Source organism: Phaeobacter sp. JH20_02 (assembly GCF_048056915.1).
Taxonomy (GTDB): Bacteria; Pseudomonadota; Alphaproteobacteria; order Rhodobacterales; family Rhodobacteraceae; genus Phaeobacter; species Phaeobacter bryozoorum.
The window spans coordinates 13,716-31,653 of sequence record NZ_JAYMVP010000014.1 but is presented as its reverse complement, the minus strand read 5'-3'; the positions used below and the strand labels follow the sequence as shown (position 1 = coordinate 31,653).

Below are 17,938 nucleotides of genomic sequence, written 5' to 3'. Positions count from 1 at the left end.
CAACGGGGATGGGCGGCACATCACCTATCTCGTTCAACCGCAACGGTACGAACACTTGGACCCGGTCCTGTTCAGCCATCTTCGAAACATTACGAGGGACGCGCGCTCGATCAACTCGTTGCTGCCGGTGTTGGAGGGTGCGATTTCATCTGACGAGAACGTAGACAGTAGTATGGTAGCACCGCGTGAACGCCGCAACTGGCGCACCGCTTGGTTCCAGCGTGTGATGGAGAGGCTATCCACGTGCGATCTCGTATTCGCAGACCCGGATAATGGTATCATCGATGACGCCAATTGGCGAAGGGGGCGGGCGAAGTTCGGCAAGCAGATGCCCCTCGCAGAGGTGCAGGAGTTGGCCAAAGGTCGATGCGCTGTAATCTACCATCACAATACGCGGCGGCGCGGCGGCCATGACGCTGAGGTTGATCATTGGCTAGGCGAGGTCGGGACGCCGGGCTTTGCGGTGCGGGCGACCGCTTACAGTCCAAGGACATTCTTTGTGCTGAACCCCAACGAAGAGATCGAGGCCCGAATTGATGAGTTCTGCCAGCAATGGGCTGATTTGAAGGTACATCTGCATAGAGCGGGATAGCTTAGCGACGCACGATATCGGCCCCTTGCGTACCACGAATTGCGCAGATGGCACACTAGGGTACCAAGATCGGCATCGCCGATCACTCTGTTGGCGATAGGCCCGGAGGCGCACCTGCGCCGTGCCCGGGCCCTCGGGAAGTGAGGCCAAAGCCTCACCCGAAGGGATCGTATTCCGAAACGATCACGACCTCGTCTCCGTCGATTTCATCGGCGGGGACAGCGCCGAAGGTTCCATCCCCAGCCTGGAAGACGACGATCGAGACCATGAGCGTGGCGGCGAGGGAGGCGGCGAAGGCGTGGGCATCTTTGCGGGACATCTGTTTGGCTCCTGTCTTGGAGGCGGGGGACCATCCCCCGCGCGACAGGACCTCGAAGGCCCGAAGACTGGCTGACATCACCGGGTGCGTTCGGCTCGTCCGAATCCATCCGGCGGCACGGGCTCGCCCGTAGTCCGACCCCCCGCGGGTTGATCTCGAAGACAGGATTCGGGCCAAGGAAGGGAATGGCGAGCGGGGGATGGTCCCCTTACGACTGGAGCCGATTGTCCCGCTGATGCTTGGAACGCCGCGAGCCTCCCGGCCATGCTCTTGGTTGAAGACTCCTTCTTTGGGGATGGTTCCTTTGGTACCCCGCGAACTCAAAGGACAAGGTTGTGATGGTTGAGAGGCCTCCGCTTGGGCGGGCCCCTCGGTTTCAGTTGGGCTCAGGCGGCCAGGTCCGCGCCCCCTGCCCTTTCGCCCTCTTCATCGCCGACGATTTCAAGCCGCGCGTTGCGGTATCCTTCTTTGGCGATCCAAAGCTCGGCCGCAGTGACGGACTCCGCTAGATGCAGCAGCTCCGTGTTGCCGCCGAAGTCGAGAAGCACGCGCACCTGCCCGGGCTTCGGGTCCTCGGCCACCTCGAAGACGAGGGCGCTGTCAGCGGAATGGCTGCGCATGATGGTGACGAGGATCACCCCGTCCGAAGCGAAGTTGCCTTCATGCAGCGTGAACGACGCGGGTGCCGTCCATGTCGGGTAAGGTCGGGGTGGTTCCTTTTTCACGAGGCGCCCGACGCCGTTCGAGCGCTCCCAGGCTGCGAGCTTCTTCGTGAAGCGTGCCGGCGGCTTGGGACTGCCGTCGGTGTAGCGGATCAGCGCCCCGAGGGGTGCGGTGTCGATGATGGTTGTTGCAGACATGATTCCTCATTCTGAATGCGAGTAATCGCATTCATCTAATTGATATCATTACGTTATAGGGTGATTGGGGGGCGGAATCTCCGCCCCCCGCTGGATCACGCTATTCCGCGGCCAGCATCGATGCGCTTTCAACAGGCAAGTCATCCGTCAGGAATGCAGGAAGGTCAGCCTCACTGACGCTGTCGGCCATTTCGGCATCGACATCCGGCCCCTGCCCTTCGGCATGGTCCTCATCGTCCAGCGCCACGAGATCGACACGGCGCAGGACCTCGGGCAACCAGCCGCTGCCCTTCAGCAAGCGCTCGGCCTCACTGGCCATCTCGCTTTTCTTCAGGTGATCGAGGAGTTGGGCAGTCCCCTCCCCCTTGGCCTCACGTACGGCCTCGAGGATGCGGGTCTTGGGCACGCGGTTGAGATAGGTGTCGACCGTCGGCTCCCAGCCTGCCTCGACCATATCGAGATCTGTGGCGCGCGCCACGAGATCGGAATGCGCCATCCGCCGGGTCAAACCGCCAGCAGAGATGCCCGCTCCGTAAGGGTTCACTTTCTCATGCAGCGCGTTGACGCCGAAGCTGAGGCAATGCGCCAGCAAGGCCAGACGGCTGCCCTGGTCGAGGACCGTCAGATAGTCCCAAAGAGCCGCATCATCGCCAAGCGGCAGATCGGCTTCCCATTCCGCATGACGCTCGTCGACCAGCTTGGCCACCACGCTGTCCTTCAGATCGGGCGCCTGCGCCGACATGTAGACGTGACGCACGGATGCCTCGAGACAGCTGCCCGAAGCTGAGGAGGTGCGGAAGGTGTCCGTCACCAGCTTCAGAAGCAGCAGCGTCAACGCCACGTCGGGCGAGCGCCCGATTGCTTCACGCAGCGCCAGCGTCCGGTGGGCCGTCAACTCCATGACCAACCGCTCGGGCAGCGGCTTCAGCGCCCCGTCATCCTCATCCTCCGGCAAGTCAGCTCCGATCGGCTGGCCACCCGACATGATGACGGTTCCGCCATGAGCGGCACTGCCATGGCTATCGGTGAGATCACGATCATCCCCCTGCCCCGCCACCGCAGGATCAGTACCATCCTGGACCGCGGTCTCCTCAACGGTCTCCTCAACGGGCTCATCCTCTGGGCGCACATACCCGCGATAGACTGCCAGCGCGCCGTAGCGGTCGAGCGTGACGAACGCCCCTGCCCGTCCGAATTCCAAGGGATCGAAGATCAATGGCCGGGTCTCGATCTTTTCCATCTCCGCTTCCAAAACGCCAAGCCGCGTGTCGACCTCGTCGGGGATTTCATCCTGACCCGCGTATTCCTCTTCCAGCGCCCGATACTCGGCGAGCAGCTTGGCATGAGCTGCACCTTCGTCATCCGTCATCGGTGCCGGATCACCGGACAGAGACCGCAGGCCGTGGCTGTAGCCGTAGGGCAGGTCAAGCGCGACCTCGATCCACTTCCAGCCTTCAACCGCAACCGTCTCAGCCTCGGCCTGGAGTTTTTCCGTCACCAGCCGATCGAGCAGGGCAGGGTCGTCGAGCCAGCCACCGTCATCGCGCTGAAAGAGGTCATGCAGCATCGTGCCGCCCGCCGCTTCATAGGCCTCAACACCCACAAAGACCGCGCGTCGGTCGGACGCCCGGACCGAGGTCTCGGTCAACATGCGCCGGATCTGGAATGGCTCCTTGTTCCAGGATGAATGTATCACATCCCACACCTGAACCTGACGCGCGTGATCGGGGTTCACGGTGAAGGCCATGAGCTGTTCCAGCGTCATGCCATCCTCGGCATAGACCTCAAGTAGGGCAGGGGCGACGGAAGCGAGTTTCAAGCGCTGCTTCACGATCTGCGGCGTTACGAAGAAGGCTGCAGCGATCTCTGCATCGGTCTGACCTTTGTCGCGCAGGGACACAAACGCGCGGAACTGGTCGAGCGGGTGCAGGGCGACGCGCTGCATGTTCTCGGCCAAGGAATCGTCCTCGGCCAGGATATCGGACGCAGCATCGCGGACGATGCAGGGAATGGGCGTAGTCTTTGCCAACCGCTTCTGCTTCACCAGCAAGGACAGTGCTTGGAACCGACGGCCCCCGGCCGGGATCTCGAACTTGCCGGTCTCGGTCCCATCGTCAGCCAACACGGGCCGCACGCTCAAACTCTGCAACAGACCGCGGCGGGCGATGTCTTCGGCCAGTTCCTCGACGGACACGCCAGCCTTGATGCGCCGCACGTTGGACTGGCTCAGCACCAGCTTGTCAAAAGGGATATCCCGGGACGGGGACAGGGTGATTTTCCGAACAGCTTTGGTCATCAGATCTTCTCCACAACGGGCGCCGGAAGCCACTCTCCCGATCTCACTTCCCGTCACCCTCAAACCAACACTCCTTTCCCTCTCGATGACCTTATGGTTGGAACTATCCGGGAAAATTTGCCGGAGGATCGAAGACTACGCTCAATTACAAACTGGTTGAGTGAGCGTGATAAGACCATCACGTCCCTTGCCTCATCATAGCGTCGAGGTAGGCGTTGTTGTTTTTCACCTGTCCTGTGCTGGCTCTCAAAATTAATTCGTCGAGTGCAATAAGGAGCTGCCCTGGACCTCGTTCTCTAAGGTGTTTCATGATCCTGCCCTGTTCTATTCTTAGCAATCTTCCGACATCGGCCAATATTTCGAGAACTGATTGATGATCTCTTGGTTCATGCGGGAAGAAGTCCGATACGTTTTTCAGGTCCGTCCATGCCATAATTGTTGGATCTCGGCGTTCCTGAAAACCAGAGGTGCAGTGTGCATCTGCTCTATCTTTTTTTATATTCAATCTTGTGGGTTCTACGTGCCGGACATTTTGTCCGTCGTCGCCGGACATTTGGTCCGGCATTGTTTCCTGAGCGTCATGGTTTCCGGCCGGAAACTCTCTGATGGTCGCTCCGACCAACTCTGCCAGCCTCTTGATAAGCTCTATGATTTCGTCGGCTTTGAGAGTTGCACGGCGTAGGATGTTTCGTACGTTCTGGAGAAATGAGACAGTCTCAACATCCTTTGCTTGGCGCAAAGCCTCGACACGAAGAGCCAGTGCCTCCGCCTTGAGTGACCGTAGCTTTTCCTGATCGCCCACAAGCTGTTCTGCGTGTTCGGTGAGCTCTCTTTCCCGATCATACATTGGCTGCAGATCGAAGCCAAAGGCATCTCTGATCAATCCACCGTAGCGAAGAGGGAACCGTTTGCGGGTTGCGCTATCCCTGCGCTGGATCAGCCCGGCATCCACGAGGTGTCCGATACACCGTCGAATCGTTCTCTCGTTCAGGCCGTTCGTTCTCTCAGACAATGATGCGTTTGAGGGAAAGACGATAGTCATTGGAGCTGTTTGGCCGGCCTTCTTCGGCATGAAGCTGATCAAGGCCTGCAGTGTTACCAGGTCATTTGGTGTCAGACCGAGTTCTTTGCGAAGCGCTCGGATCGGCTCGATTACCCTGTACGGGTTCGTACCGGGTACAGACGATCGTTCCGCCAAGGCGGGTGTGTGAGAAAATACCTGTCTCATGATGATTTCGGCTGAAAAAGCTTCCCCGTTCACCGCGAACGGTGTTGAAAACGATTCGGCTTCGGGGTATCAATCAGGTGTCTAAGCTAATCGAGGCCCTTCGGAAGCACTGCTTTCGGGGGGTCTTTCCTTTTCTGGCCTGTCCTCCTTTCTGCTCAGTTTTTGTTATCGTCTATGTCAGGACCATCAAGATCCTGATCCCTGCCGGAGACTGGGTTACCTATGGGTTCCATTTTCTCTGGGGTAATGATCTGCCCTGGACCAGCGGCCTTCGCGTTCGCCAACGCTAGAAGAGCGGCCTCTGGATTCTCAGAGATCCACTTATGAAGCCCGTCATCTCCGTTCTTGACGGTGATGATCACGTTTCTTTTGGTGACCTTCACCATCCCGAGTTTTGTCTTGATCGCCGATGGGGCAGGGGGCTTGTGCTGTTTCAGGAGCCCTTCGAAGATCGCAAAGCGTTCGTCGGAGGTCTTGCCTGAACCTCTGGATTCCATGAGAGCATCATGGAATTCTCGGTTTCCGGCCGGAAACCCTTCACCTCCAGAGAAGCCAAGGCTCTCATAAGACTTTGCGGCAGCATACCAACGATCCCGTCCAACCCCGTGTGCCGCCCCGATCTTTTGGATGAGTTCAGTCGGAATACAGGAAGTGACTTGTTTCATGCGAGCAAGTCCCGTGAGCTTGTCACCGGCTTTCCTGGCTTTCTGATCGATGTTGAGGGCGTCACAGACCAGTCCCTCATCCTTGCCGGACTCTATGAGAGAACGTGCAAAAAGGGCTTTCTCGATCCAGCTGAGGTCTTTTCGGAAGCTGTTCTCTTGGCCTTGTGCAAGAATCGCTTGATCCTCATCCAAGCCTCTGATGAGAGCCTTTGCGGGCTTGCCAATAAGTCGAAGGGCCGCTAATCGCCTGCGCCCATAGATGATCCTGTACCGCCCCCCTTCGGGGCTCAGAAGTATCGGGATAAGCTGTCCCTGCTTGTCAATGCTTTCAGCCAGTTCCCTGATGTCATCTTCGTCATCCAGGGCGAGACGATCCTGGAACTCGGAATCATCAATAAGGTCGGTACTGATTTCTTGAATTGAAGATTGTGCCGCATCCTGAAGAGAACGGGCCATTCCCGAAAGGGCAGGGGCTCGTGACTGGGTTCGAGTCGGAGAAATCGACGAGCTCTGCTGCTTTTCTTCATCCTCGGGAATGTCGAATGTGACTTTGCGGGCCATTACTTGCGCCCCCATGCCGTTTTGATGAGCCCTTCGACCTCCGCCACAACCCCGTTGATGGACTCGATAGCCCGATCGTACGTCTGGCGATGAAAATCCGTTCTGGCGATCTCGAACAGTGTCTGTTGCGTGAGCCCAGCGTCAGAGACTGCGGAGGATTTCAGGAAAGGCTGAGTAAGAACGTCATCCGTGAACATGGTCCGCAGGAATGCCGCCATCTGGGTTTGGGGGCCGTCATTGGGCTCGAAACGAGTGATTAGAAATCTCATGAAGTCCCAGTCGGGCGATGCGCCCACTTCAGCAATTGTTGCCATGAGGCTGGATGTGAGCTGCAGGAATTGGGCCATCGAGGCGACGTCAAGCATGCTTGGAATGACAGTGACGACTAGGGATGTCGACGCTACCAAAGCCGATAGTGTGGTAAACCCGAGTTGCGGTGGGCAGTCGATGACGACAATGTCGTAGTCTGTCTCGACTTCATTAATGCAAAGGGCAAGCCGCTGATAGAACGGCGGCCTGATATTGTTTCGAAGGGCGTGTGCGGTTTCGGTCTCGAACTCAGAGAGCAGCAAGCCGGCCGCGGCTAGATCGAGGTTGTGGAAATACGTTTTGCGCACAACGTCTCTAAAGGGGATAGGGTCCTCGTACCGAAGGGCATCGTACACCGTTCCGGCCTCAGGGAAGTCGATTTCCGGCCGGAAACCGAACATGGTGGTCATTGAGGCTTGTGGGTCGAGATCAATTGCCAGAACCCGATAACCATCAAGGGCAAGCTTTTGGGCCAGATGGATCGCTGTTGTCGTCTTCCCTGCGCCCCCTTTGAAGTTGGCGATCGAAATGATCTGGATATGCTCCCCATCCCGACGACGAGGAACGATATGCTGGAACTTGGTGCTTGACCGGGCTATTTCGTGGCGCGCTATATCGATTTGCTCTGCAGTGTAGAACCTGCGGCCGCGGGCGTCTGTCTCGATTTCACCGAGATCGAGCTTGTCCTCGAAAAACATCTTCCGCAAAAAATCTTGGCTTACGCCGAGGATCTGGGCAACTTCCGTGGATGAGAAGCGTCTGAGAGCCTTTCGTTCATCAGGTAGAAACGACTTGCGCATATTCACATCAAGCGATTTGCTTAGACGTGTCGCCATCGTCTGGATCTTTTGATCCATTCTGATCCGCTGCTCGTTCATGCCCGTCCCGCCGCCCGTCTTCCGGGTCTATCTTGAGAAGGAACGCAAAACCGCCGGAAACTGATGGTTAGCGTTCTTCCGCAAAAATGTCAGGAAAGCGTTTGACAGGCAAGGATTTTTTCAGATGGTGGGCCGGTATCCGGTGAAATCATTTATTTACAATGACTTATCTTATTTCGCGGATCCAGCGCGTCAAGTGCTTGTGTCGCTGCCATCACTTAAACGCAAGATGTACCCGATTCACATAGGCGGTTTTGCTTCCAAAGAAACGAATCTTAGTCTCTTAAATCATTCCCAGTCTCTCAGCCCGTTCCAGCAGCATCTTCACCGAAGACGGCCGCCATCTTGTTCGGCCACGAGGCGTGCGTTCGCGCATAGATTCCAGCCGTTCACAGATCGCTTGAAGCGTGATGTCGGGATCTGCGCCCTTGATGCCAGCAATAATTGCGGGCAGGCGGTCGTCGGTTTCGCGGCGCCCGGCGCGGGCCAGCACCTCGGCAGGCAGGAAGCCGTCGCGGACATAGGCCTTCACAGCGCGCAGCAGGCGGCTTTGGGTCCAGCGACGCGCCTCGGGCAAGGGGCCGTTGACGATGCGCACCACGTCTTCCCAAGCCAAGTCGGGGCGTAACCGGCGCACATGGGGCACCCAATCTTGTGCCGTCTCGTTCAGACGCTCCATGTAGCCGTCCTGTCGCGCCAGCCGCACCTTGCGAAGAGCGGCTGGGTCTTTGGCCCGCAGCCCAGGGTTCCCGCCCACGCGGCCCTTAGTGCGCGCGCTGGCGAGGCCGGCCTTGGTTCGTTCCCGGATAAGGGCGCGCTCAAACTCGGCCGCAGCCCCCAGCACTTGCAAAGTGAACTTGCCCTGCGGGGATCCGGTGTCGATGGGGTCTTGAATGGAACGAAAGAAAGCACCCTTGGCCTCCAGCCGCTCGATCACCTCCAGCAGATGTGACAGGGACCGCGCGAGGCGGTCGATCCGTACGACAACCAGCGTGTCGCCCTTGCTAATGCGCTCCAGCAAGCGGGCAAGCACCGGCCGGGCACGATTGCCGCCTGAGGCGTGCTCTTCGAAGATCTCGACGCATCCCGCAGTTTGCAGGGCCTCAGACTGGGGCAGGGGGGTCTGATCCTCTGTGGATACGCGCGCATAGCCTATCAGGGGCATGAAAATCGGCCGTTTGCAATTTCATATACCGTTATTAAACGACCGTTTGCAAACGGATGCAAGGGCGCTCTCTGTGGCCCTGCTCAACAGAAAGCCCTTGGTTTCTATACAGTGAGCGCGATCAGAGAGCCCTCGCCGACCATCGCCCGCGCGTGCTATATAAAGTTCGTGAGCGCACCCCGACAAAACCCTTGGGTAAAATGCAAAACTTAGATATTTTGCACATATGAAGCCTCAAGCGCCTGCCTTACATGATGAATATGATGCTCTCATCATCGACGGTGAGGAGGTGGAACAGTCGTCCGAGGACCATCTTTGGTTCCTGCCCGGTCCGATGGAAGAGGAGTCGGATTACTTGCCGCCCGGACCAAGGGTCGAACCGCGTGAAACCGATGCCCTCGACGATTGGCGGAAAGCAGAGGCGGGTCATGCCGCGCGTCTTGCCCGTGTGGCCGGTCGCGTTGGCGCGCTGGACGACCGCCTGAAACGCAGCCCGGAAGGATGGCGGCACAGGCTTGCCCTGATCGAGGCTGCCGACCTCAGCTGGTTCGCGGGTGACCGCATCGGCCCGGATCGGCTGGCGCTCTGGATCTCCATGCGCATTTCCGGCCTGCAAGACGACACCGCAGCCCTTGCACGTGTCGGTTGGGCGGTACGTCGTCTGACAGGGGGGCTAGGCCCAGAGGTGGACCTATCCGCCTTCCTCGACCGCCGCGATCCCAAGAATATGGCAGATGATGACGAGCCCTTCGCGGATCGCGCGGGCGGTTGGCTCGACCTGATCGCACAAGTCGCCGATCTTCACCCGATAACCCGCGCCTGCGTGGGCTTTCACTTTTGGAGCCTCGCGGGCCTCGGGCAGCAGGGCGATCGAATGGAAGCGGCAGTCACGGCCGCGCGGATTGCGGCCAGCGAGGGCAGGGGCGCAGTCTTTGCGCCTCTGGCCATGGGCGGGGCAGGGGGGCTGCGCGCCAGCGGCCCACCCGCTGACCGTCTGGCGCGCTGGCTTGACGGGATGGAGACCGCCTGCCTGACCGCAATGCGGCACCTTGACGATATCGAGGCATGGTCAGCGAGGGCGGAAACCCAGATGACCCCACTCTCGGGCAAGACCCCGCGCGCATTGCGCGCCGTGCTCACCGAATGGCCACTCGTCTCCGCCCCGATGGCCGAAGCTCTGACCGGTGCCAGCCGCGCCGCCGTCCAGCGCAACCTCGCCTGGATGGAAGCGCATGGGCTGATCCGTGAGGTGACCGGGCAAGGACGCTATCGGATGTGGCGGACTACGAACTGAAGACTGCTCCAGACTTCGCTGATCACGTTGGTGGCAAAGGCGCCAAAGCCCTCACGCAGCAGAGCATCCTGAGAAGTCCTGTGCACTTAATGCATTTGTTGCACTTATTTCATATATGGTGGTAGACTGTACAAAACGGAGAGGAGACCACCATGAACATGTTGGCACACCGGCATCTTCCACCGACCCCGCAGGACGCTGCGATCGCGCGCGTCTCGGGACAGGCCTTGTCGCGCTTTGCGGCAGCCCGAAGGCCCTTGAAGCTTCGCGTTACAGACGCGGAGCAGATGGAACCGATCGAACTTCCCGCCGGCGCTGTTGCGCTACTCATGGAGATCCTTGAGGCGATGGCAGCCGGTCGCGGCGTCACCATCATTCCCGAGAACGCTGAACTCTCGACAGTCCAGGCGGCAGAGGTGTTGAATGTCTCGCGGCCGTTTCTGATCAAGTTGCTTGAGGATGGCAGTATTCCGCATCGAAAGGTAGGCAAGCATCGCCGCGTCCGAATGGAAGACGTCATGTCGTACAAGGCAGCCATCGACAGCGAGCGCGAAGCCGTCCTTGATCAACTGACCGCCGACGCACAGGACCAGGACATGGGCTATGGCTCGAAATGAGCCAGTACACGGTCCTTTTCGACGCGAATGTCCTCTACCCTGCGCCCATGCGGGACGCGCTGATGCAATTGGCGGTCACGGATCTTTTCAAGGCGAAGTGGACGGCTGACATCCATCGGGAATGGATTGACGCCCTTCTACGCAATGAACCTCATCGGGAGCGGGCGGCGCTGGAGCGGACCCGCGACTTGATGGACAGGGCCACACGCGATTGTCTTGTCACCGGCTATGAGGCCTTGGTGCCGGCCCTCATATTGTCGGATCCCGACGACCGGCACGTTCTGGCGGCCGCTATCGTCGGGCGCTGTGACGCCATCGTCACTCAGAACCTGAAGGACTTCCCACCAGAGGCACTTGCACCATTCGGCATCGAAACTCAGCACCCCGACGACTTTTTCCGGAACCAGCTTTCTCTCGCGCCCGGTCTGGTCTGCTCCGCGCTACGCAAAGTTCGCGCCCGCCTCAAAAACCCGCCCAAGAGTGTTGACGAATATCTGTCGATCCTGACGCAACAAGGGCTGGTCGCAACTGTTGCTGACCTGGAGCAGTTTGCCGATCTGCTCTGATTGGCGCCATCGCGGGTCTTGGCGTGCTCAACTCGTTTTGGCATTGCAGGTGCTAACCTCTCCATTGTCACCGCGCAATCTCCCCAGCCAATACAGCTCGACCATGCACAGCCAGCATGGCTGCAATGGTGCAGAGCCAGCTTCGCCAGAAGCCGTTTGATGGGTCGGTCTATGTGTTCCGGGCCAAGCGCGCGGATCGGCTGAAGCTGATCTATTGGGACGGTAGCGGGTTGGTGATGGCCTACAAACGGCTCGAAGATGCTGCTTCACATGGCCCGCGGTCAAGAACGGGGTGATGCGCCTGGAACCGGCCCAGTTTGAGGCGCTGTTTGCGGGGTTGGATTGGCGGCGCGTGCGCCCTTTGGAGGTGGCAGCGCCCTATGCGGCGGAGTGACTCACGGGGTCGTTTGCGCGGGTCATTCTGGCCTTGTTTTGTTATGGCATCGGGCATGACCGCGCCTGATGAATTGCCCGATGACATTGCCGAACTGAAGGCGATCATCCGTGCGCAACAGGATCAGAATGCGCGGCTCGAGGCCCTGGTTGCGTCCTTCAAGAAAGCCCTCTTCGGGACCAAATCCGAGAAGATTGACCCGGCCCAATACGAGCTGGAGCTCGAAGATATCGAGACCGCCTTCGCAACGATGCGTAGCCTCGCCATGCGGTTCAACGGTATCATGCGTGGCCGCCAAGCAGACCCGCTCCCTGCATGGATCGACGACGCGATCGAAACTGACTTGGTGCCCATCATGCGCTTTGCCCGCACCTTGAACCGGGATTTTGATGCGGTCAAAAACGCCATCGAGATGCCATGGAGCAACGGCCAAGCAGAAGGTCAGATCAATCGCCTGAAGACCCTCAAACGCGCCATGTACGGCCGAGCCGGCCCAGCATTGTTGCGGGCGAGAATGCTACCGTTCCGCCACACAGATTGAGGCAGAGCCGAATTAAGGGCAACGCGACAGGAGCCGTCCAGAGTGACTGCATCGCCGAGTATATCTTGGCGCTGCGCGCTATTCGCTGGTTCCGATCCCGGCAGGGTCCTGTACACCCCGGCCCAAGGCGGCCAGATCAGAGTACCTGTCGCCGATGCGATGATGCGGCCGCCCGCGTGTCGCGGCGCCAAGCGCGACCACCAGCTCGTCACAGGCGGGTGCGTCATAGATCGAGAACTGCACCGTCAGGTAATGCGAACGGCGGCCGGTATCGTGCTTGTCCATCAGCGGGATCTGGATCTGGGTGTTGGCGGGGCCGCGCGTGTTGGTAAAGCCAAGATAGCTTTTCGCACCCACCGCCTCGCGGTAGAAATTACCGAATTGCAGCGTGTGGATCAGGGCCGAGGCATGTTCGACCTCGCAATTGGTGCCCGAGATGCACGCCTTGCCGTAGGCCTCGATTGCATCGCCTGATCCGGCCAGCGCGATCAGGCGGTCGGTCAGCATCTTGCCCAGAACCGGCGCCATGCGGCGGATCTCGGGCGAGAGATCCTCGACAAAACCACGTCCGGCCCAGGGGTTGGCGACCACGGCCGCGACCCCGATCATGCGCAGGACCGGGTCGGAGGCGCGGCCGCCCTCGGTGTGGATGTCTTCATCGAAGGTGACGACTTTTCTCAGTTCCGGAAGCATAGGTCTCTCCTGTCAAACGGTGTATTCAGTGTGATCGGCGATCGAATGGACGATGCCGCTGCGTTCGGTGCCGTGGTAGATCCCGAAACTGCCATGGCGGTATTCGCGTTGATAGCGCGCCAGCATCGAGCGTTCGGTGTCGTTGGCGACCTGATCCAGCGGCAGCGCGGCCAGGTCGTGATAGCGCATGCCGGGTGGCGCGGTGCCGCTGACCGTGCCGTGATAGACGATCGAATGCGCGCCGGTCTGGCTGTTTTGGAACACGGCATAAAGGTGGTCGAGCCGGGCCGTCAGACCATGGCCATCCATATGCCGCAGGAACCCGGCAACCGTGTTGTCGCGCGTCGGCGCCTTGGGCACTGTCAGCGTGCCGTCGCCCGCCTCCTCAAGCAAGATCCGCTCTCCATCAGCCAGGACGGCGGCGATGACCCCGTTGGCATCCTTGGTCGCCGCGTCGGCCAGCCGGTTTTCCAGCCCAAGGTCGAAGTAGGCGCCGTTGTGGAAGCCAAGCGGTTTGCCCTCGGTCACCGCGTGGTTCAACACGCGCCCGATCAGGATCAGGTGATCGCCTGCATCGACCAACTTGTGCCGCGCACAGGCAAATGTCGCCAGCGCCCCGTTGATCAGCGGCAGCTCCTGCGGGCCCGGATGCCAATGGGTGCCCGAGAACTTTTCGATCGAGCGCGAGGCGAAGAGGCCCGAAATCTCTTTTTGCGCGTCCGACAGGATGTTGACCGCGAAATGCGGCGCCTGGGCAAAGACATCGCAGCTATGTGCCGTCTTGGCGAGGCAGACCAGCAGCAGCGGCGGGTCAAGCGAGACCGAGGTGAACGAATTGGCGGTAAAGCCGCGTGGTGTGCCATCCTCTTGCCGGGTGGTCAGCACGGTCACCCCGGTGGCGAACTGCCCGAAGGCACGGCGCAGGTCGCGCCGTGCCTCGTCGTCGAGCGGCGCGCTGTCGGCCAGCGTGTCGAGCATCGCGTCATGCTCGCCCAGCCGGGGCGGGGCGGGTAGAGGAGGCGCCGCCTGTCCGGCAACGCGCAACGGATTGGCGGCCACGGTCCAGGGCGCATGGCCGGGTTCGGGATGGGGGATGCACGCCAGCATCTGCCGCGCCGCGACATGGGGATCGGCGGTAATATCGGCTACCGTGTTGAGCGGGCCAAAGGGCACGTGACCGCCCAGCAACTCGGTCAGTTCTGCCTTGCTGCGGGTGGCGGTCCAGCCCGAGACGATCGCGTTGATCTCGCCCGCATTGGCGGACCGCCCGGCTCGGTTGGAGAGCCGCAGATCGGCGCCCAGGTCTGGCCAGTTCATGATCCGGGTCAGCTTTTGCCAGAAACTGTCATCAACAATACCGAGCGCAACCTGACCATCGGCGGCGGGAAACACCCCAAAGGGGGCCAGCAGCGGGTGACCGTTGCCCTCGGGGCCCGGTACCTGCCCGGTCATGTCGTGCAGATAGACCATGCGTTCGCACATCGAGATCATCGCGTCATACATGGCGACGTCGACGAAACGGCCCTTGCCGGTCGCCTCGGCCTCGCGCAGGGCGGCGAGAATGCCAAAGGACATCATCATGCCGGCAAAGATATCGCCGATGCCGGGGCCGACCTTGGTGGGTGTCTCGGCATCGGGGCCGGTCATCGCCATCAGCCCGCCCATCGCCTGCGCCACCACGTCATAGGACGGCCAGTCGGCATAGGGGCTGGCGCCGGTGCGCGGATCGCCAAAGCCGCGAATGGCGGCATAGACCAGCCGGGGATTGACCTCGGCGAGCGATTCATAAGAGAGGTCGAGACGGTCCATCACGCCGGGGCGGAAGTTTTCCAGCACCACATCCGCCGTCGCCGCCAGCCTGCGAAAGGCCGTCTTGCCCTCGGGCGATTTCAGGTCCAGCCGGATGCTTTTCTTGCCCCGGTTCAGGCTGACGAAATAGCCCGCCCAGTCATGGCCCGGATCGTCGGCGCGATAGGGGCCGTTGTTGCGGCTGGTGTCGCCGCTGCCGCCTTCGATCTTGATGACCTCGGCGCCGTGATCGGCCAGGAACATGCTGCAATAGGGGCCCGACAGCATGCGGCTGAGGTCCAGCACGCGTATCCCCTTGAGGAGGGTGCTGCTCATCCGGTTGCCCCCTTTGGCAAACTGTCCAGAAATCGGCGCAGCGGGGTGTTGACGGCGGCCGGATCCTCGGCCAGCGCCATGTGGCGCAGACCGGGCAGGATCAGCGCCTGCGCGCCCTTGATCTCGGCGGCGATGGCGCGGGTCATCTCGGGGCCGTTGCCATAATCCTCGTCCCCGGTGATCACCAATGCGGGGCAAGTAAGCGGCGGCACCGGGGCCGTGATCTCGTCGATGCCATCGGCCAGAACCCGGTAGATCCGGTGATAAACCTCCTTGCGGTTCGCCGTGACCCAGCCGCGAACGGTCTCCATCATCGCGGGGTTGGCCGTGCGGCAGCCCTCGGTGAACCAGCGCTCCAGCGCCGCCTCGACCGTTGATTGCGGGCCCTCGTCGCGGGCCTGTTCGACCCGTGCCAGGATCGCGGCCTGGGCCTCGGCGCCACGCTGGTGCGGCGAATGCAGGATGACCAGCGCGCGCGCACGTTCAGGGCAGTCCTGCGCGAACCGGCGCGCGATCATGCCGCCCAGCGAAAACCCGACGATCACCGCATCCGCGATACCGCAATGATCGAGCAGACCCTGCAACTGGAGCGAAAAGAGCGTCAGGCTGGGTGTCTCGGGCGGATCCGCCGATGCGCCGTGGCCGTAAAGGTCATAGCTGAGCACGCGATAGCCCTCGACCAGCGCCGGGCTGGTCCATTGCCAGCAGGCCCGGTTCAGCCCCAGTCCGTGAATCAGCACCACGCAGGGCGCATCTTCCGGGCCGATCAGCTCATAGGCGCTGCCGTCGGGTGCGACCGGCATCAGCCTTCTCCACCCAGCGGCTTATAGGCCATCACCTCGACCTCGACCCGGGCATCGACCAAGAGGTCGCTGACCACGGCCGAGCGGGTTGGCGGGTCGTGCGGGAAGTATTCGCCGTAAACCGCGTTGAATCCGGGGAAATCGCTCCGGTCGCGCAGCCAGACCATCGCCTTGACCACATCGTCGCGGGTGCACCCGGCAAGCGCGAGGGTGGCGGTAATGTCGTCAAGCACGGCGCGGGTCTGCTCCTCGACCGAACCTGTGGTCATCGGTGCACCGCCCTGCATCGGGATCTGGCCGGTCAGAAAGACAAAATCACCGGCCCGGATGGCGCGCGACAGCGACAGAACCCTGCCGCCGATCTCGAGGGGGCCGCCGATCACCTTTTTCTTGCTGCTGGTCACGTTCGCATCTCCTTTTGAGGCCAGCCTGCCCTGATCTCCAATCCTCAACTTAAGAATTTTCGACACTTAGATGCCGATTTTTCGCACAACTCGTCGACGATTCGCCGCTTTGAATGAGACGAGAGATAAAAAGGGAGGACCGAGATGGCCGATATCCAGAGCTATCGGATGCTGATCGACGGCGCTTGGGTCGATGCCTCGGACGGAGCGCTGTTCGACAGCACCAACCCCGCCGACGGCAAGGTGTGGTGCCGGGTTCCCGAAGCCACCGAGGCGGATGTGAACCGGGCGGTCGAGGCAGCGCATCGCGCCTTTACCTCGGGGCCGTGGGCCAGGATGACACCAACCGAACGCGGTAAGCACCTGCGCCGCCTGGGTGATCTGCTGGCGGACCGGTCCGAGGAACTGGGGCGGATCGAGTCGGTCGATACCGGCAAGATGCTGAAGGAAACCCGCTGGCAGGCGAAGTACATCGCCGAGTTCTTTCACTTTTTCGCCGGTTGCGCCGACAAGGTCAGCGGTGAAACGTTGCCCATCGACAAGCCGGACATGTTCGTCTTTACCAAGCGCGAGCCGCTGGGCGTGGTCGCCGCCGTGGTGCCCTGGAACAGCCAGTTGTTCCTGGTCGCGGTCAAGATCGGTCCGGCCCTCGCGGCGGGCAATACGGTGGTTCTGAAAGCCTCGGAACATGCCAGCGCGGCGATGCTGGAATTCGGAAAGCTGATCGAAGAGGCCGGTTTCCCGCCCGGGGTCGTGAATATTGTCACCGGGCACGGCGAACCCTGCGGGCGGGCGCTGACCGGGCATCCGCTGGTGGCAAGGGTCTCGTTCACCGGCGGGCCGAACGCCGCACGCCATGTGCTGGAGAACGCCAAGCGCAACTTTGCCGAGGTCTCGCTGGAACTGGGGGGCAAGTCACCCTTCATCGTGTTCGAGGATGCCAATATCGAAAGTGCGGTCAACGCCTCGATCGCGGGTATCTTTGGCGCCACGGGACAAAGCTGTGTCGCCGGATCCCGGCTTTACCTGCACGAAGACATCGCCGAAGAGTTCCTGGACCGGATGGTGGCGCAGGCGCGTGCCATCGTGATCGGGGATCCGCTGGCGGAAGAGACCCAGATGGGGCCGCTTTGCACCGCCGGGCAGCTGGCGCATATCCAGCGCGAGGTCGCCCATGCGCAGGCCGAGGGCGGCACCGTGCTGACCGGCGGCAAGCAGCCCGAGGGGCTGGGTGGCCTGTTCTATGAGCCGACGATCATCGACTGCCCGCGCCAGGACCTGCGCATCGTCGATACCGAACTGTTCGGCCCGGTCCTGAGCGTTCAGCGTTTCCGGACCGAGGAAGAGGTGCTGGCGCTGGCCAATGATTCCGAACACGGGCTGGCGGCCGGGATCTTCACCCGCGACAGCGCCCGCTCGCTCCGGATGGCCGGTGCCGTGCGTGCCGGGATCGTCTGGGTCAACACCTATCGCGTGGTCTCTCCGATCGCCGAATTTGGCGGGATCAAGGGGTCCGGCTATGGCCGCGAAAGCGGGTTCCAGGCGATCTACGATTACACCCGGCCCAAGACGGTGTGGATGAACACATCCGACGAACCCATGGCCAACCCCTTTGTCATGCGCTGAGCC

The 17,938-nt window shown here is 61.0% G+C and carries 18 protein-coding genes; 7 read left to right on the top strand and 11 right to left on the bottom strand.

The features are described from left to right. The first annotated feature begins 55 nt into the window (after positions 1-55). Positions 56-592: a hypothetical protein gene (locus VWY34_RS03815; protein ID WP_416548812.1), complete on the top strand. Its 537-nt coding sequence runs from the start codon at positions 56-58 to the stop codon at positions 590-592. Positions 593-746: 154 nt separating this feature from the next. On the opposite strand, the gene VWY34_RS03810 is transcribed toward VWY34_RS03815, so the two are convergent. From VWY34_RS03810 to VWY34_RS03780, 7 genes are all read right to left on the bottom strand, one after another. Then, entirely contained in the window at positions 747-911 is a 165-nt protein-coding gene (locus tag VWY34_RS03810) for a hypothetical protein (RefSeq protein WP_007803240.1), read from the bottom strand. Between the two features lie 386 nt (positions 912-1,297). Next, complete coding sequence (locus tag VWY34_RS03805) at positions 1,298-1,771, bottom strand: hypothetical protein (protein ID WP_416548810.1); 474 nt, start codon at positions 1,769-1,771, stop codon at positions 1,298-1,300. Between the two features lie 100 nt (positions 1,772-1,871). After that, positions 1,872-4,067 (bottom strand): ParB/RepB/Spo0J family partition protein, encoded by a 2,196-nt coding sequence (locus tag VWY34_RS03800; protein WP_416548808.1) that lies wholly within the window; start codon positions 4,065-4,067, stop codon positions 1,872-1,874. Positions 4,068-4,245: 178 nt separating this feature from the next. Beyond that, entirely contained in the window at positions 4,246-5,328 is a 1,083-nt protein-coding gene (locus tag VWY34_RS03795) for a helix-turn-helix domain-containing protein (protein ID WP_416558528.1), read from the bottom strand. 122 nt (positions 5,329-5,450) lie between these two features. Continuing rightward, entirely contained in the window at positions 5,451-6,521 is a 1,071-nt protein-coding gene (gene repB / locus VWY34_RS03790; protein WP_164184759.1) for a plasmid partitioning protein RepB, read from the bottom strand. Then, entirely contained in the window at positions 6,521-7,708 is a 1,188-nt protein-coding gene (repA, locus tag VWY34_RS03785) for a plasmid partitioning protein RepA (protein WP_416548805.1), read from the bottom strand. The genes repB and repA overlap by 1 nt, the downstream gene beginning before the upstream one ends. 283 nt (positions 7,709-7,991) lie before the next feature. Further along, positions 7,992-8,873 carry a recombinase family protein gene (locus VWY34_RS03780; RefSeq protein WP_416535721.1) on the bottom strand — a complete coding sequence of 294 codons (882 nt, stop codon included), beginning with the start codon at positions 8,871-8,873 and terminating at the stop codon, positions 7,992-7,994. Positions 8,874-9,099: 226 nt separating this feature from the next. Here VWY34_RS03780 and VWY34_RS03775 point away from each other — a divergent pair, with 226 nt between their 5' ends. From VWY34_RS03775 to VWY34_RS03755, 5 genes are all read left to right on the top strand, one after another. After that, the gene (locus VWY34_RS03775; RefSeq protein ID WP_416535720.1) at positions 9,100-10,167 is read left to right on the top strand and encodes a hypothetical protein; all 1,068 of its coding nucleotides are present in this window, start codon (positions 9,100-9,102) and stop codon (positions 10,165-10,167) included. 152 nt (positions 10,168-10,319) lie between these two features. Continuing rightward, positions 10,320-10,784: a helix-turn-helix domain-containing protein gene (locus VWY34_RS03770; RefSeq protein WP_416535719.1), complete on the top strand. Its 465-nt coding sequence runs from the start codon at positions 10,320-10,322 to the stop codon at positions 10,782-10,784. Then, positions 10,781-11,350, top strand: a complete 570-nt coding sequence (locus VWY34_RS03765; RefSeq protein WP_416535718.1) for a PIN domain-containing protein — start codon at positions 10,781-10,783, stop codon at positions 11,348-11,350. Before VWY34_RS03770 ends, VWY34_RS03765 begins: the two co-directional genes overlap by 4 nt. A gap of 77 nt (positions 11,351-11,427) precedes the next feature. Continuing rightward, a complete protein-coding gene (gene tnpB / locus VWY34_RS03760; RefSeq protein ID WP_416535742.1) occupies positions 11,428-11,646 on the top strand; it encodes an IS66 family insertion sequence element accessory protein TnpB in 219 nt (72 codons plus the stop codon). Positions 11,647-11,730: 84 nt separating this feature from the next. Continuing rightward, positions 11,731-12,285: a transposase gene (locus tag VWY34_RS03755; RefSeq protein ID WP_416535717.1), complete on the top strand. Its 555-nt coding sequence runs from the start codon at positions 11,731-11,733 to the stop codon at positions 12,283-12,285. A gap of 78 nt (positions 12,286-12,363) precedes the next feature. On the opposite strand, the gene VWY34_RS03750 is transcribed toward VWY34_RS03755, so the two are convergent. From VWY34_RS03750 to VWY34_RS03735, 4 genes are read right to left on the bottom strand one after another with little or no spacing between them, the layout of a single operon-like run. Beyond that, a complete protein-coding gene (locus VWY34_RS03750) occupies positions 12,364-12,978 on the bottom strand; it encodes an amino acid synthesis family protein (RefSeq protein WP_416535716.1) in 615 nt (204 codons plus the stop codon). Positions 12,979-12,990: 12 nt separating this feature from the next. Then, on the bottom strand, positions 12,991-15,102 hold the full coding sequence (locus tag VWY34_RS03745; RefSeq protein WP_416535715.1) for a CoA transferase: 2,112 nt from the start codon (positions 15,100-15,102) through the stop codon (positions 12,991-12,993). Next, the gene (locus VWY34_RS03740) at positions 15,099-15,905 is read right to left on the bottom strand and encodes an alpha/beta fold hydrolase (protein ID WP_416535714.1); all 807 of its coding nucleotides are present in this window, start codon (positions 15,903-15,905) and stop codon (positions 15,099-15,101) included. Before VWY34_RS03740 ends, VWY34_RS03745 begins: the two co-directional genes overlap by 4 nt. Continuing rightward, complete coding sequence (locus VWY34_RS03735) at positions 15,905-16,309, bottom strand: RidA family protein (RefSeq protein ID WP_416535713.1); 405 nt, start codon at positions 16,307-16,309, stop codon at positions 15,905-15,907. Before VWY34_RS03735 ends, VWY34_RS03740 begins: the two co-directional genes overlap by 1 nt. Positions 16,310-16,453: 144 nt before the next feature. Here VWY34_RS03735 and VWY34_RS03730 point away from each other — a divergent pair, with 144 nt between their 5' ends. Then, the gene (locus VWY34_RS03730; protein WP_416535712.1) at positions 16,454-17,935 is read left to right on the top strand and encodes an aldehyde dehydrogenase; all 1,482 of its coding nucleotides are present in this window, start codon (positions 16,454-16,456) and stop codon (positions 17,933-17,935) included. Positions 17,936-17,938: the final 3 nt, after the last annotated feature.

What these genes read in the sequence shown, in the direction of transcription:
- VWY34_RS03810 (WP_007803240.1), bottom strand. Translation starts at nt 911, where the DNA reads ATGTCCCGCAAAGATGCCCACGCCTTCGCCGCCTCCCTCGCCGCCACG.
- VWY34_RS03805 (WP_416548810.1), bottom strand. Translation starts at nt 1,771, where the DNA reads ATGTCTGCAACAACCATCATCGACACCGCACCCCTCGGGGCGCTGATC.
- VWY34_RS03800 (WP_416548808.1), bottom strand. Translation starts at nt 4,067, where the DNA reads ATGACCAAAGCTGTTCGGAAAATCACCCTGTCCCCGTCCCGGGATATC.
- repB (WP_164184759.1), bottom strand. Translation starts at nt 6,521, where the DNA reads ATGGCCCGCAAAGTCACATTCGACATTCCCGAGGATGAAGAAAAGCAG.
- repA (WP_416548805.1), bottom strand. Translation starts at nt 7,708, where the DNA reads ATGAACGAGCAGCGGATCAGAATGGATCAAAAGATCCAGACGATGGCG.
- VWY34_RS03780 (WP_416535721.1), bottom strand. Translation starts at nt 8,873, where the DNA reads ATGCCCCTGATAGGCTATGCGCGCGTATCCACAGAGGATCAGACCCCC.
- VWY34_RS03775 (WP_416535720.1), top strand. Translation starts at nt 9,100, where the DNA reads ATGAAGCCTCAAGCGCCTGCCTTACATGATGAATATGATGCTCTCATC.
- VWY34_RS03770 (WP_416535719.1), top strand. Translation starts at nt 10,320, where the DNA reads ATGAACATGTTGGCACACCGGCATCTTCCACCGACCCCGCAGGACGCT.
- VWY34_RS03765 (WP_416535718.1), top strand. Translation starts at nt 10,781, where the DNA reads ATGAGCCAGTACACGGTCCTTTTCGACGCGAATGTCCTCTACCCTGCG.
- VWY34_RS03755 (WP_416535717.1), top strand. Translation starts at nt 11,731, where the DNA reads ATGCGGCGGAGTGACTCACGGGGTCGTTTGCGCGGGTCATTCTGGCCT.
- VWY34_RS03750 (WP_416535716.1), bottom strand. Translation starts at nt 12,978, where the DNA reads ATGCTTCCGGAACTGAGAAAAGTCGTCACCTTCGATGAAGACATCCAC.
- VWY34_RS03745 (WP_416535715.1), bottom strand. Translation starts at nt 15,102, where the DNA reads ATGAGCAGCACCCTCCTCAAGGGGATACGCGTGCTGGACCTCAGCCGC.
- VWY34_RS03740 (WP_416535714.1), bottom strand. Translation starts at nt 15,905, where the DNA reads ATGCCGGTCGCACCCGACGGCAGCGCCTATGAGCTGATCGGCCCGGAA.
- VWY34_RS03730 (WP_416535712.1), top strand. Translation starts at nt 16,454, where the DNA reads ATGGCCGATATCCAGAGCTATCGGATGCTGATCGACGGCGCTTGGGTC.